The 14349-nt window shown below is 50.6% G+C and carries 12 protein-coding genes; 11 read left to right on the top strand and 1 reads right to left on the bottom strand.

Annotated elements, in window-relative coordinates:
• Positions 1–2 precede the first annotated feature (2 nt).
• The 9 genes from murD to lpxC all read left to right on the top strand — a co-directional run bounded on the left by murD (position 3) and on the right by lpxC (position 10429).
• On the top strand, positions 3–1319 hold the full coding sequence (gene murD / locus ACKPVM_RS07280; RefSeq protein ID WP_409308181.1) for a UDP-N-acetylmuramoyl-L-alanine--D-glutamate ligase: 1317 nt from the start codon (positions 3–5) through the stop codon (positions 1317–1319).
• Positions 1319–2521, top strand: coding sequence for a cell division protein FtsW (ftsW, locus tag ACKPVM_RS07275; RefSeq protein ID WP_409308180.1), 1203 nt, complete (start codon positions 1319–1321; stop codon positions 2519–2521). Before murD ends, ftsW begins: the two co-directional genes overlap by 1 nt.
• Entirely contained in the window at positions 2518–3609 is a 1092-nt protein-coding gene (gene murG, locus ACKPVM_RS07270) for an undecaprenyldiphospho-muramoylpentapeptide beta-N-acetylglucosaminyltransferase (RefSeq protein ID WP_409308178.1), read from the top strand. The genes ftsW and murG overlap by 4 nt, the downstream gene beginning before the upstream one ends.
• 69 nt (positions 3610–3678) lie before the next feature.
• A complete protein-coding gene (gene murC, locus ACKPVM_RS07265) occupies positions 3679–5139 on the top strand; it encodes a UDP-N-acetylmuramate--L-alanine ligase (RefSeq protein ID WP_409308177.1) in 1461 nt (486 codons plus the stop codon).
• 8 nt (positions 5140–5147) lie between these two features.
• Positions 5148–6068, top strand: a complete 921-nt coding sequence (locus tag ACKPVM_RS07260; RefSeq protein WP_409308175.1) for a D-alanine--D-alanine ligase — start codon at positions 5148–5150, stop codon at positions 6066–6068.
• Between the two features lies 1 nt (position 6069).
• Positions 6070–6936: a cell division protein FtsQ gene (gene ftsQ / locus ACKPVM_RS07255; protein ID WP_409308174.1), complete on the top strand. Its 867-nt coding sequence runs from the start codon at positions 6070–6072 to the stop codon at positions 6934–6936.
• Positions 6933–8189, top strand: coding sequence for a cell division protein FtsA (gene ftsA / locus ACKPVM_RS07250; RefSeq protein ID WP_409308172.1), 1257 nt, complete (start codon positions 6933–6935; stop codon positions 8187–8189). The genes ftsQ and ftsA overlap by 4 nt, the downstream gene beginning before the upstream one ends.
• A 68-nt stretch (positions 8190–8257) precedes the next feature.
• Positions 8258–9409, top strand: coding sequence for a cell division protein FtsZ (gene ftsZ, locus ACKPVM_RS07245; protein ID WP_409308170.1), 1152 nt, complete (start codon positions 8258–8260; stop codon positions 9407–9409).
• A 102-nt stretch (positions 9410–9511) separates the two neighbouring features.
• Positions 9512–10429 (top strand): UDP-3-O-acyl-N-acetylglucosamine deacetylase, encoded by a 918-nt coding sequence (gene lpxC, locus ACKPVM_RS07240; protein ID WP_409308248.1) that lies wholly within the window; start codon positions 9512–9514, stop codon positions 10427–10429.
• Between the two features lie 12 nt (positions 10430–10441).
• On the opposite strand, the gene ACKPVM_RS07235 is transcribed toward lpxC, so the two are convergent.
• Positions 10442–10969, bottom strand: coding sequence for a DUF721 domain-containing protein (locus tag ACKPVM_RS07235; RefSeq protein WP_409308168.1), 528 nt, complete (start codon positions 10967–10969; stop codon positions 10442–10444).
• A 28-nt stretch (positions 10970–10997) separates the two neighbouring features.
• On the opposite strand from ACKPVM_RS07235, the gene secM reads away from it, so the two are divergent.
• Positions 10998–11504, top strand: coding sequence for a secA translation cis-regulator SecM (secM, locus tag ACKPVM_RS07230; protein ID WP_409308166.1), 507 nt, complete (start codon positions 10998–11000; stop codon positions 11502–11504).
• A 104-nt stretch (positions 11505–11608) separates the two neighbouring features.
• The gene (secA, locus tag ACKPVM_RS07225) at positions 11609–14308 is read left to right on the top strand and encodes a preprotein translocase subunit SecA (protein WP_409308164.1); all 2700 of its coding nucleotides are present in this window, start codon (positions 11609–11611) and stop codon (positions 14306–14308) included.
• The last annotated feature ends 41 nt before the right edge of the window (positions 14309–14349 follow it).

Genomic DNA, 14349 nt, shown 5'->3' with positions numbered 1-14349 from the left:
AGATGGTGGACTATCAGGGTAAAAAAGTGGTCATTATCGGGTTAGGGCTGACTGGGCTCTCCTGTGTTGATTTTTTCCTCGCACGCGGCGTTACGCCACGCGTGGTGGATACCCGTATCAGTCCACCCGGTCTGGATAAGTTGCCGTCGGAGGTGGAGCGTCATCTTGGTGGGCTAAATGAAGACTGGCTGATGAACGCCGATCTGATTGTGGCGAGCCCAGGCATTGCATTGGCAACCCCCATTCTGAATGAAGCGGCAGATGCCGGTATTGAGATTGTTGGTGATATCGAACTGTTTTGTCGTGAGGCTCAGGTACCGATTGTGGCGATTACTGGTTCTAATGGTAAGAGTACGGTGACAACGCTGGTCGGAGAAATGGCGCGTGCCGCTGGGTGGCAGATCGGTGTCGGCGGTAATATCGGTTTACCTGCATTGGAATTATTGCGGCAAGAATGTCAGCTTTATGTGCTTGAATTATCGAGCTTTCAGTTAGAGACAACCTATAGCCTACAGGCTGCTGCCGCGACGATCTTGAATGTTACGGAAGATCATACCAATCGCTATCCTTTGGGGTTACAGCAGTATCGAGCGGCGAAGTTGCGTATTTATGAAAATGCGAATGTGTGCGTAGTGAATGCGGATGATGCGCTGACCATGCCCGTACGAGGCGCAGATGCTCGCTGTCGGAGTTTTGGCGTAGATGTCGGTGATTATCATTTGAACCATCAACAGGGTGAAACCTGGTTGCGTGTCAAAGGTGAACGCATCTTGAATACCAGTGAGATCAAACTGGTGGGGCTGCATAACTATACTAACGCCTTGGCAGCTCTGGCGTTGGCGGATGCGGTTGGTATTCCCCGGACGCCAGCTTTGACGGCGTTGACGACATTTACCGGGTTGCCTCACCGTTTTCAACTCGTGTGGGAGCGCAATGGTGTGCGTTGGATAAATGACTCCAAGGCAACCAATGTTGGCAGTACGGAGGCCGCACTTAGTGGCCTACAGGTCAAAGGAACATTACATCTTCTCTTGGGTGGTGACGGTAAGTCTGCTGATTTTTCGCCGCTGCTGCGTTATTTCCAGTGCGATAATATTTGCTTGTATTGCTTTGGTCGCGATGGCGCGCAATTAGCGGAATTGCGTCCTGATATTGCTGAACAAACCGATACGATGGAGCAATCGATGAGGTTGATTGCTGTGCGCGTGAAACCGGGCGACCTTGTGCTGTTGTCGCCCGCCTGTGCCAGCCTCGATCAATTTCGCAGTTTCGAACATCGGGGTGATGAGTTTGCAAAACTGGCGGAGGAACTAGGCTGATGCGGTTTTTCGGGCTGGCATTGATCGAGCGTCTAAAAAGCTGGGTTATGGGAACGCGTGAAAGCGACAAGCTGAGCATCGTTCTTTATGACCGCACGCTGGTATGGCTGACGCTGGGGCTAGCCGTAACGGGGTTTGTCATGGTGACATCAGCATCAATGCCTGTCGGACAGCGTCTTGCCAGCGATCCCTTTTTATTCGCCAAACGTGATGCATTGTATCTGGGGTTGGCGTTTGCGTTATCGCTGATAACGCTGCGTGTCCCAATGGAAATTTGGCAGCGTTACAGCCCTGTGCTGTTGTTAGCATCATTGGTCATGCTGTTGATTGTTCTTGCGGTTGGCAGTTCGGTAAACGGTGCATCACGCTGGATTTCTCTGGGGCCATTGCGTATTCAACCTGCAGAATTATCCAAATTGGCGCTGTTTTGCTACATCTCCAGTTATATGGTGCGCAAGGTCGAAGAGGTTCGTAACAACTTCTGGGGTTTCTGTAAACCGATGGGCGTCATGGTGGTGTTAGCGGTGCTGTTATTGGCGCAACCCGATCTGGGTACGGTGGTTGTTCTGTTTGTTACCACGTTGGCAATGCTGTTTTTAGCTGGCGCGAAGTTGTGGCAGTTTTTGGCTATTATCGGCAGCGGGATTTTTGCCGTCGGCCTATTGATTGTGGCTGAGCCTTATCGTATGCGGCGTGTGACATCCTTTTTGAACCCGTGGGATGACGCCTTCGGGAGCGGTTACCAATTGACCCAGTCTTTGATGGCGTTTGGGCGCGGTGAACTGTGGGGACAAGGATTGGGAAACTCGGTGCAGAAGCTGGAGTATCTACCTGAAGCGCACACCGACTTCATATTCTCCATTTTAGGAGAGGAGCTCGGCTATATCGGTGTGGTTTTAGCGCTGTTAATGATATTCTTCGTCGCTTTTCGTGCGATGTCCATTGGGCGTCGGGCTTTGGAAATTGATCAGCGTTTCTCTGGGTTCTTGGCCTGCTCTATTGGTATCTGGTTCAGTTTTCAAACATTGGTCAATGTCGGCGCGGCGGCCGGTATGTTGCCTACAAAAGGGCTGACATTGCCGTTAATCAGTTATGGTGGTTCCAGCCTGCTGATTATGTCGACGGCCATCGTTTTATTGTTACGTATTGATTTTGAAACGCGGCTGACAAAAGCGCAGGCGTTTACGAGGAGTGCCCGATGAGTGGCGTAGGCAAGCGTTTGATGGTGATGGCTGGCGGTACTGGGGGGCATGTTTTCCCTGGGCTGGCGGTTGCACATCATCTGATGGCGCAGGGCTGGCAGGTACGCTGGCTGGGAACGGCGGATCGTATGGAGGCGGATCTGGTTCCTCAACATGGTATTGAGATCGATTTTATCCGTATTTCCGGTCTGCGAGGAAAAGGGCTTTGGGCGCAGTTGAGCGCACCGTTACGCATTTTCCGTGCTGTTCGTCAGGCTAAGGCCATTATGCGTGAGTACCAGCCTGACGTTGTGTTAGGGATGGGGGGATATGTTTCCGGTCCCGGTGGTTTGGCGGCATGGCTGTGTGGTATCCCGGTTGTGTTGCATGAGCAGAATGGTATTGCCGGGCTGACTAACCGTTGGCTGTCACGCATTGCTAAAAAAGTATTACAGGCCTTTCCTGGTGCATTTCCGAATGCGGATGTCGTAGGAAACCCGGTGAGAACCGATGTGCTGGCATTGCCATCTCCCGAACAACGTTTGGCTGGCCGAATTGGCCCGGTTCGCGTATTGGTCGTTGGAGGAAGCCAGGGGGCGAGGGTGCTTAACCAGACGTTGCCTGGTGTCGCAGCCAAATTGGGCGACAGCGTCACGATTTGGCATCAGGTGGGGAAAGGCGCTCAGCCGGAGGTTGAACGGGCTTACCAACAGGCTGGGCAATCGCAGCACAACATTACGGAATTTATTGATGATATGGCTGCCGCTTACGCTTGGGCCGATGTCGTGGTATGCCGCTCTGGCGCGTTAACCGTCAGTGAAATTGCAGCCGCGGGATTACCGGCACTCTTTGTGCCATTTCAGCACAAAGACAGGCAGCAATACTGGAACGCTTTACCGCTGGAAAAAGTGGGTGCAGCAAAAATTATTGAACAACCGCAGTTTAACGTTGATGCAGTGAGCACCACGTTGGCGGGGTGGGATCGTGCGACATTGATGACAATGGCACAACAGGCTCGATCCGTTGCGATTCCGGATGCCACCGAGCGTGTGGCGGCGGAAGTGAGTGCAGCAGCAAGTAATCGAACTACCCGTGTTGTTCACGGGTAGTGGTTCATTTATTCGGAATTATCGGGTGATCGCATTGCCCGGACTGAAACAAGGTAGCGATAGAAAAAAGTGAATACTCAACAACTGGCGAAACTACGTTCAATCGTGCCCGAGATGCACCGCGTCCGGCACATTCACTTTGTTGGCATCGGTGGTGCCGGCATGGGTGGGATCGCCGAAGTGTTGGCCAATGAAGGTTATGAAATCAGCGGTTCTGATTTAGCACCTAATGCGGTAACGCAGCAGTTGTCTGAACTGGGGGCCCATATCTATTTCCACCATCGTGCCGAGAATGTCCTGAATGCCAGCGTGGTGGTGGTTTCCACGGCAATTTCTGCGGATAACCCAGAAATTATTGCTGCGCATGATGCCCGCATCCCGGTGATTCGTCGGGCTGAAATGCTGGCGGAATTAATGCGTTTTCGCCACGGTATTGCGATTGCCGGTACGCACGGGAAGACGACGACAACGGCAATGGTCACCAGCATTTATGCTGAGGCTGGGTTGGATCCAACGTTTGTAAACGGTGGCTTGGTTAAAGCGGCTGGGACGCATGCTCGATTAGGATCGAGTCGCTATCTGATCGCGGAAGCGGATGAAAGCGATGCGTCTTTCCTGCATTTGCAACCGATGGTCGCGATAGTGACAAATATTGAAGCTGACCACATGGATACCTATCAGGGCGATTTTGAAAATCTGAAGCAAACGTTCATCAACTTTCTCCATAATTTGCCGTTTTATGGTCAGGCCGTGATGTGCATTGATGACCCAGTGATTCGGGAACTCCTGCCTCGGGTGGGACGTCATATCACGACTTATGGATTTAGTGATGATGCGGATATTCGTGTTTCTGGCTATCAACAGATCGGCGCTCAGGGGCACTTCACGCTGGAGCGTTTGGATAGGCCGGTATTGGAAGTCACATTGAATGCCCCTGGCCGTCACAATGCATTGAATGCGGCGGCGGCGGTCGCGGTTGCGACGGACGAAGGCATTGATGACGAGGCTATTCTTCGCGCACTGGAACGCTTTCAGGGTACGGGACGTCGATTTGATTTTCTGGGTGAATATGCGCTTGAAACGGTAAATGGACAAAGCGGTAGCGCCATGTTGGTCGATGATTATGGTCATCATCCAACGGAAGTTGATGCGACAATTAAAGCGGCAAGAGCTGGCTGGCCGGATAAGCGTCTGGTGATGATTTTTCAGCCGCACCGCTATACACGAACTCGCGATTTGTATGACGATTTTGCGCACGTGTTATCGCAAGTCGATGTGTTGTTGATGCTGGATGTTTATCCCGCAGGCGAGTCGCCGATCCCTGGCGCGGATAGCCGGTCGTTGTGCCGGACGATACGAGGTCGGGGTAAGATAGATCCCATTTTGGTGACTGACGTGGATACCCTGCCTGAATTGTTGTCACAGGCGGTGCGGGGTAACGATCTGATATTGGTTCAAGGCGCTGGCAATATTGGCAAATTGGCACGCAAACTGGCTGACTCCCGGTTGCAGCCACAGATAAGTGAGTGAGAAACATCATGACTGAGAAGGTTGCTGTATTGCTTGGTGGAACCTCTGCCGAACGTGAAGTGTCGTTACTTTCAGGCCAAGCGGTGCTGGATGGACTGAAAGAAGCAGGGATTAATGCTCACGCTGTCGATACGCGTGATTTCCCGGTAACGCATTTAAAGGATGAGGGTTTCACCAAAGCGTTTATTGCCTTGCATGGTCGTGGTGGTGAAGATGGCACATTACAGGGTGTGTTGGAATTTTTGCAGTTGCCCTATACCGGAAGCGGTGTGATGGCTTCCGCGTTGACCATGGATAAACTGCGTACCAAGCTGGTGTGGGCTGCATCTGGTTTACCCGTTTCACCGTATATCGCATTGAATCGTCAGCAATTTGCTGCGATTAGCGAAGGTGAGCTGTTGGCTAAGTTAGCGCATCTGGGACTGCCTTTGATCGTGAAACCGAGTCGTGAAGGTTCCAGCGTCGGCATGAGCAAGGTGAATCAGGCTGGTGACCTGCATGCGGCGATGACTGAAGCATTTCGCCATGACGATGATGTGCTGGTAGAGAAATGGTTGAGCGGTCCAGAATATACCGTCGCGATTCTGGGTGATGAGGTACTGCCTGCTATCCGTATTCAGGCAGCCGGTACATTTTATGACTATGAAGCTAAATACCTGTCGGATGACACCCAATATTTTTGTCCAAGCGGTTTGTCGGCTGAGAAAGAACAGGAATTGGCGAGCTTATCAATGGCGGCGTATCGGGCGCTCGATTGCAGAGGTTGGGGGCGCGTTGACCTGATGATGGATAGCGATGGCGCATTCTATCTGCTGGAGGTGAATACCTCTCCGGGGATGACCAATCATAGTCTGGTGCCGATGGCGGCTCGCCAGCATGGTTTGAGTTTCTCGCAATTGGTGGCAAGGGTATTGGAGTTGGCTGGCTGATATGTCGCAGGCAGCGCTGAATACACGCGGTAGGGAGCCGGAGTCTAAGGGAACGCGTCGCAGCAATGGTGGGCAGTTAGCTGGAATGTTGTTCCTGCTGATGGTGGTGGGAACGATCGTCTGGGGGGGCTGGATGGTTGTCGAGTGGATGAAGGATGCCAGTCGTTTACCGCTGTCTCGTATGGTTGTAACCGGCGATCGACAATACACCACCAATGACGATATTCGTCAGGCGATTTTAGCATTGGGCGCACCGGGGACGTTTATGACGCAGGATGTAAACGTTATCCAGCAGCAAATCGAACGGCTGCCTTGGATCAAACAGGCCAGTGTACGTAAACAGTGGCCGGATGAATTAAAGATTCATCTGGTTGAATATGTTCCGGTTGCGCGTTGGAATGACCTATTGATGGTCGATGCTGAAGGAAATGCTTTCAGCGTTCCAGCCGAGCGGGTCGGAAATCGCAAAATGCCATTACTGTACGGCCCTGAAGGAGGGGAAACTGACGTGCTGGAAGGGTATCGGGCAATGAACCAGGTGCTATCTGCAAGAAAGTTTTCGCTAAAAATGGTGGCGATGAGTGCGCGTCATTCGTGGCAGTTGGGGTTGGATGATGATATTCGCCTTGAATTGGGACGAGACGATCGTGAGCGGCGATTAGCCCGTTTTATTGAGCTTTATCCGTTGTTGCAACGACAGGCGCAGGGCGAGAATAAGCGTATTAGCTATGTTGATCTGCGTTATGACTCGGGAGCCGCTGTGGGTTGGGCTCCGGCCTTGTTTGATGAGCAAAACGTTGGTCAGAAACAAGACATTGATCGGCAACAGAACAGTAATCAGAAACAGGCACAGGCTAAACAACAATGATCAAGTCGACGGACAGAAAACTGGTAGTAGGGCTGGAGATCGGTACAGCAAAAGTGGCTGCGCTGGTGGGGGAGGTTCTGCCCGATGGCATGGTCAATATTATTGGCGTAGGCAGTTGCCCGTCCCGTGGTATGGATAAGGGCGGTGTTAACGATCTTGAGTCTGTCGTCAAATGTGTACAACGTGCCATAGATCAGGCTGAATTAATGGCCGATTGTCAGATTTCTTCTGTCTATCTGGCACTATCGGGCAAACACATCAGTTGCCAGAATGAAATAGGGATGGTGCCTATTTCTGAGGAAGAGGTCACGCAGGAAGACGTAGAAAGTGTCGTGCATACCGCCAAGTCCGTGCGTGTCCGTGACGAACATCGAGTGCTTCATGTGATTCCGCAGGAATATGCCATCGATTATCAGGAAGGGATTAAAAACCCTGTGGGGTTATCGGGTGTGCGGATGCAGGCGAAAGTCCACCTGATCACCTGCCATAACGATATGGCGAAGAATATTGTCAAAGCGGTAGAACGCTGTGGTTTGAAAGTCGATCAGCTTATTTTTGCCGGGTTAGCGTCCAGCTATGCCGTGTTGACGGAAGATGAGCGCGAATTGGGCGTCTGCGTGGTAGATATTGGCGGTGGAACCATGGATATCGCCGTTTATACCGGCGGGGCTTTGCGACATACCAAAGTGATTCCTTATGCTGGCAACGTCGTGACCAGTGATATCGCTTATGCGTTTGGTACTCCGCCAACTGACGCTGAAGCCATTAAGGTGCGGCATGGCTGTGCTTTGGGGGCCATTGTTGGCAAAGATGAAAACGTCGAGGTTCCCAGTGTCGGGGGACGTCCACCGCGTAGCTTACAACGGCAAACGTTGGCTGAAGTGATTGAACCCCGTTATACCGAACTGTTGAATTTGGTAAACGATGAACTTTTACAATTGCAGGAGCAGTTACGTCAACAAGGTGTGAAGCATCACCTCGCCGCAGGTATTGTCCTGACGGGAGGCGCGGCACAGATTGACGGATTGGCGGCTTGCGCACAGCGTGTGTTCCATACACAGGTGCGTATTGGACAGCCACTCAATATAACAGGTCTGACAGATTACGCGCAGGAGCCCTACTATTCTACAGCGGTAGGGTTACTGCATTACGGCAAAGAGTCTCACCTTGGCAGTGAGCACGAAGTCGAAAAACGCGCCTCGGTAAGCAACTGGTTCAAACGAATCAATAGCTGGTTGAGGAAAGAATTTTAATTTTATCAAAGAGATCACCTGGCACAGTTTATGATCTCGCAGTTACAGGCACAAAACGGAGAGAAACTATGTTTGAACCAATGGAATTAACGAATGACGCGGTGATTAAAGTCATCGGCGTCGGTGGCGGCGGTGGCAACGCCGTCGAGCACATGGTGCGTGAACGTATTGAAGGCGTTGAGTTTTTCGCAGTCAATACGGATGCGCAGGCATTGCGTAAAACGGCGGTAGGACAAACGATTCAGATTGGTAGCGGCATCACCAAAGGTTTGGGAGCAGGCGCTAATCCTGAAGTAGGTCGGAATTCCGCAGAAGAAGATCGTGAAGCATTGCGTGCTGCGCTCGAAGGGGCAGACATGGTGTTTATCGCTGCCGGTATGGGCGGCGGCACGGGAACAGGGGCTGCGCCAGTCGTGGCGGAAGTGGCTAAAGACCTGGGTATTCTGACCGTTGCCGTTGTTACCAAACCCTTCAACTTTGAAGGCAAGAAACGCATGGCGTTTGCTGAGCAAGGTATCGCCGAGCTATCCAAGCATGTCGATTCTTTGATCACGATTCCAAACGATAAGCTATTGAAAGTTTTAGGGCGTGGCATTTCTCTTCTGGATGCGTTTGGCGCGGCGAATGACGTACTGAAAGGCGCGGTTCAGGGGATTGCTGAACTGATCACTCGTCCTGGCCTGATGAACGTCGACTTTGCGGACGTGCGTACTGTGATGTCTGAAATGGGCTATGCCATGATGGGGTCCGGCGTGGCGCGTGGCGAAGATCGTGCAGAAGAAGCTGCTGAAATGGCGATTTCCAGCCCGCTGTTGGAAGATATTGATCTGTCTGGAGCGCGTGGTGTCCTGGTTAACATTACGGCCGGTTTCGACCTGCGTCTGGATGAGTTTGAGACGGTGGGTAACACCATCCGTGCTTTTGCTTCGGACAATGCCACTGTGGTTATCGGGACGTCTCTTGATCCAGAGATGAATGACGAACTGCGAGTCACGGTGGTGGCGACGGGTATCGGCATGGATAAACGCCCAGAAATTACGCTGGTCACGAACAAACAGGCCAGCCAGCCAGTGATGGATCATCGTTACCAGCAGCATGGCATGACGCCCCTGACTCAGGAAAAACCGGTTGCGAAAGTGGTCAACGACCAGAATCCGCAAACCAATAAAGAGCCAGACTATCTGGATATTCCGGCGTTTCTGCGTAAGCAGGCAGATTAAAGCTGCCGCATAACGTTGGAATCTCCGCTCTTTGTGCTAAACTGTCCCGCCGAAGCTGGTGTATGCTAGTTCGGTAGGTTCAGTAACATGCGAGATAAAATGATGATCAAACAACGTACATTAAAACGTATTGTTCAGGCGACAGGGGTCGGTTTACATACCGGCAAGAAAGTCACCCTGACTATGCGTCCTGCACCGGCAAATACCGGGGTCATCTATCGTCGCACTGACTTGAATCCCCCGGTTGATTTTCCGGCTGATGCAAAATCCGTGCGTGATACCATGCTCTGTACTTGCCTGGTTAATGAGCATGACGTGCGTATTTCCACGGTGGAGCATCTTAACGCTGCGCTTGCAGGGTTGGGAATTGACAATATTGTCATTGAAGTTGATGCACCGGAAATTCCAATCATGGATGGCAGTGCCAGCCCCTTTGTTTACCTGTTGTTAGATGCGGGTATTGAAGAGCTGAAGAGTGCTAAAAAATTCGTGCGTATCAAACAGCCAGTGCGTGTGGAAGATGGTGACAAATGGGCAGAGTTGACGCCGTTTAACGGTTTTAGCCTTGATTTCACTATCGATTTCAACCATCCGGCTATTGATGCAGGTTCCCAGCGTTATCGTCTGGACTTCTCTGCTGATGCGTTCGTGCGCCAGATTAGTCGTGCACGCACCTTTGGCTTTATGCGTGATATTGAATACTTGCAGTCTCGTGGGTTGTGCCTGGGCGGCAGTTTCGATTGCGCAATAGTCGTAGATGATTACCGGGTGTTGAACGAAGACGGTTTACGTTTTGAAGATGAGTTTGTTCGCCATAAAATGTTGGACGCCATTGGCGACTTGTTTATGTGCGGTCATAACATCATTGGTGCGTTTACTGCGTTTAAATCCGGCCATGCTCTGAACAATAAGCTGTTACAAGCTGTTTTGGCTAAGCAGGAAGCGTGGGAATATGTGACCTTTGAAGACGACGCTGAAATGCCGTTGGCGTTCAAAGCGCCTTCAACAGTGTTGGCATAACGTTTAGCATAGTCACTTCTTATTACGACTGGTTTTACTGGTACTCTCTCCGGCCAGCGAAGCCAGTCGTTCTAATATCTTGCTGAGTTTTTCCGGGCTGTGGTCAGCCAATTCCCTCAATGTTTCCGCGCTTTGTTGACTCAACTGACGTAACGGTTTGCTTTCGCTTTCGTTGCTCAAAGGTTTGTCGTTATTTTTCAGCGTTTCATACCCTTTTGCGGCGAGCGATGGATTAATCCTGATGTCGATTGAAGCTAATGATGGTAATATTTGGGCGCGTAATGCAGAGAGCAAAGCGGGCTGTTCATAGCGTAGTCGCATCAACCAGTTTGCGTTGGCGGTTTCCAGAATTAACAGTCCTTGGCGATAATTTGCTACGCGGCACCACGGATGTAGCGGTGCTGGAAGTAATCCGCGTACCGCGCGGTTAAGTTTTAATAACGCGATAGCCCGTTGCTGCACATCATGCAGTGGACCCGTGCTCGTACCTGACGCGCTATCAAATAATGACTCTAGTGATTGTGGGCGACTATCACGCATAAATCAGGCTCCGACGGACGTTAAACTTGTGATTGGTATTCTAAATCGTTGGCGACAATTTGGCAGACGTTATTTCTGGCCGCATCTTTTGTTAGGGATGGTCGCGGCGAGTCTCGGTTTGCCTGCAAGTCTGAATGAAGCGCAAGATGTTGCTTCGTTGCCGAATTCCACATCAAGTGTTAGCCGCCAAAATAGTGTATCGCTCAACCTTACCGATCTGGTGGCTCTGAAAGAAGCGCACCGTCGTTCGTCATTTGGTGTGGATTATTGGCACCAGCATGCCATTCGTACCGTTATTCGTCACTTGTCTTTTGCGCTGACGACACCGCAACAAATCCATTCCCAGCAGAATGATGAGCTTCAGCCTCACTCGCTGATGCTAATTGATACACTCAATGCACTGTTAACGCGTGAAGAAAAACGCCCATTCACCGTAAACCCAATAGGGCCTATTTCCTTTCCTTCCTCAACGTTCCACCAGCCAGGGCTCTGGCTTGCTCAAACACAAGGCATTCGTGCTGGCCCGACTTTATAAGCTGAAAACGTTATTATTAATAATTAACAGCTGTTGGGTTTTTTCCCAGCAATCTTAAGTTTTGCCGCCGCTGGAAAAGTGGCGTTTGTGAGATCGAAATTATTATGGCCTTGAATATTCTAACTAAAATCTTTGGTAGTCGTAACGATCGTACTTTGCGCCGTATGCGCAAGAATGTAGACGTGATTAATCGCCTTGAACCTGAAATGGAAAAACTTTCGGATGAGGAACTGAAAGCGAAAACGCTTGAGTTTCGTGCCCGTCTGGAAAAAGGCGAAACATTAGAAAACTTATTACCGGAAGCATTTGCCGTGGTTCGCGAATCCAGTAAGCGCGTCTTTGGCATGCGTCACTTTGACGTACAGCTTATCGGCGGTATGGTGTTGAACGAACGCTGTATTGCAGAAATGCGTACGGGTGAAGGGAAAACGCTGACTGCAACGCTGCCTGCTTATCTCAATGCGCTGACGGGGCGTGGCGTGCATGTGGTGACAGTGAATGACTATCTGGCACAGCGTGATGCTGAAAATAACCGCCCTTTGTTCGAGTTCCTTGGTTTGAGTGTGGGCATTAACCTACCTAACATGCCTGCCCCGGCTAAGCGTGAAGCCTATGCCGCAGATATTACCTATGGTACGAACAATGAGTATGGTTTTGACTACCTGCGCGACAATATGGCGTTCAGCCCAGAAGAGCGTGTACAACGTAAACTCTATTACGCCTTGGTGGATGAAGTTGACTCCATTCTTATTGATGAAGCCCGTACGCCACTGATTATTTCCGGTCCTGCTGAAGATAGCTCTGAACTCTATACTCGGGTCAATACCATCATTCCTCATCTGATTCGTCAGGAAAAAGAAGATTCAGACACTTTCCACGGCGAAGGCCATTTCTCTGTTGATGAGAAGGCTCGCCAGGTTAACCTGACCGAACGTGGTTTGGTGCTGGTGGAAGAGCTGCTGGTTAGGGAAGGGATTATGGAAGAAGGGGAGTCCCTGTACTCTCCGGCTAACATTATGCTGATGCATCACGTAACGGCCGCATTACGGGCGCATGTGTTGTTTACTCGCGATGTGGACTACATCGTTAAAGATGGTGAAGTTATCATCGTTGATGAACACACGGGCCGTACCATGCAAGGACGCCGCTGGTCTGATGGTCTTCATCAGGCGGTGGAAGCGAAAGAGCACGTGACGATTCAGAATGAAAACCAGACGCTGGCTTCCATTACTTTCCAGAATTATTTCCGACTGTATGAAAAACTGGCAGGGATGACCGGTACGGCGGACACGGAAGCATTTGAGTTTAGCTCTATTTATAAGCTAGATACGATTGTTGTGCCGACCAACCGTCCAATGATTCGTAAAGACCTCCCCGATCTGGTCTATATGACAGAGCAAGAAAAGATTGATGCCATTATCGAAGACATCAAAGACCGCACCCAAAAAGGCCAGCCGGTCTTGGTTGGTACGATCTCTATTGAAAAATCAGAGGTTGTTTCTCATGCATTGGAAAAAGCGGGCATCAAGCATAATGTTTTGAACGCCAAATTCCATGCTATGGAAGCGGACATTGTTGCACAGGCTGGTCAAACGGGAGCGGTAACCATCGCGACCAACATGGCCGGTCGTGGTACGGATATCGTGTTAGGCGGGAGCTGGCAGGCGGAAGTAGCACATCTGGATGCGCCTGATGAAGATCAAATCGCCGCGATCAAGGCGGCATGGCAAGAACGCCATGATGCCGTGCTGGCCGCCGGTGGTCTGCACATTATTGGTACGGAGCGTCACGAATCTCGTCGTATTGATAACCAGCTACGTGGTCGTTCTGGTCGTCAGGGCGATGCCGGTTCTTCCCGATTCTACCTGTCAATGGAAGATGCGCTGATGCGTATTTTTGCTTCTGATCGGGTGTCTAATATGATGCGCAAGCTGGGTATGAAACCGGGCGAGGCGATTGAGCATCCATGGGTGACAAAAGCGATTGCTAACGCTCAGCGGAAGGTGGAAAGCCGTAACTTTGATATCCGTAAGCAACTGCTGGAATATGACGATGTTGCTAACGATCAACGTCGTGCTATTTATACCCAACGTAATGAATTGTTGGATGTTTCCGATATCAGTGAAACGATTAATAGTATTCGGGAAGATGTATTCAAGGTTACCATCGATAGCTATATTCCACCGGAATCTCTGGAAGAAATGTGGGATACAGAAGGGCTGGAACAGCGTCTGAAAAATGACTTTGATCTGGATATGCCGATTAAAGCGTGGCTGGATAAAGAGCCAGAGCTTCATGAAGAGACGTTGCGAGAACGTATTTTCCAACAAGCGATTGAAGTGTATCAGCGTAAAGAAGAGATTGTCGGCGTAGAAGTGATGCGCAACTTTGAGAAAGGTGTGATGTTGCAAACGCTGGATTCTCTGTGGAAAGAGCATTTGGCGGCCATGGACTATTTACGGCAAGGCATCCATCTGCGAGGCTATGCTCAGAAGGATCCTAAGCAGGAATATAAGCGTGAGTCATTCTCAATGTTTGCTGCGATGCTGGAATCGCTGAAGTATGAAGTGATTAGTACGCTGAGCAAAGTTCAGGTACGTATGCCAGAAGAGATTGAAGCGCTAGAGCAGCAGCGCCGTGAAGAGGCCGAACGTCTGGCTCGCCAGCAGCAATTGAGCCATCAGGAAGAGACGAACCTGAATACGGGAATGCCTGTCCACGCCGATCGTAAAATAGGTCGTAACGATCCATGTCCGTGCGGTTCTGGTAAAAAGTATAAGCAATGCCACGGTCGTTTACAGTAATTACGAATACGTTGAATTGAATCATAATGAAAAGGCGGTCA

This window comes from Pectobacterium hainanensis (genome assembly GCF_046237015.1).
Lineage (GTDB): Bacteria > Pseudomonadota > Gammaproteobacteria > Enterobacterales > Enterobacteriaceae > JBJYIN01.
This window is presented reverse-complemented; position numbering and strand designations above follow the sequence as displayed.

What these genes read in the sequence shown, in the direction of transcription:
- ftsA (WP_409308172.1), top strand. Translation starts at nt 6,933, where the DNA reads ATGATCAAGTCGACGGACAGAAAACTGGTAGTAGGGCTGGAGATCGGT.
- secA (WP_409308164.1), top strand. Translation starts at nt 11,609, where the DNA reads ATGGCCTTGAATATTCTAACTAAAATCTTTGGTAGTCGTAACGATCGT.
- ACKPVM_RS07260 (WP_409308175.1), top strand. Translation starts at nt 5,148, where the DNA reads ATGACTGAGAAGGTTGCTGTATTGCTTGGTGGAACCTCTGCCGAACGT.
- ftsQ (WP_409308174.1), top strand. Translation starts at nt 6,070, where the DNA reads ATGTCGCAGGCAGCGCTGAATACACGCGGTAGGGAGCCGGAGTCTAAG.
- ACKPVM_RS07235 (WP_409308168.1), bottom strand. Translation starts at nt 10,969, where the DNA reads ATGCGTGATAGTCGCCCACAATCACTAGAGTCATTATTTGATAGCGCG.
- ftsZ (WP_409308170.1), top strand. Translation starts at nt 8,258, where the DNA reads ATGTTTGAACCAATGGAATTAACGAATGACGCGGTGATTAAAGTCATC.
- murD (WP_409308181.1), top strand. Translation starts at nt 3, where the DNA reads ATGGTGGACTATCAGGGTAAAAAAGTGGTCATTATCGGGTTAGGGCTG.
- ftsW (WP_409308180.1), top strand. Translation starts at nt 1,319, where the DNA reads ATGCGGTTTTTCGGGCTGGCATTGATCGAGCGTCTAAAAAGCTGGGTT.
- murG (WP_409308178.1), top strand. Translation starts at nt 2,518, where the DNA reads ATGAGTGGCGTAGGCAAGCGTTTGATGGTGATGGCTGGCGGTACTGGG.
- lpxC (WP_409308248.1), top strand. Translation starts at nt 9,512, where the DNA reads ATGATCAAACAACGTACATTAAAACGTATTGTTCAGGCGACAGGGGTC.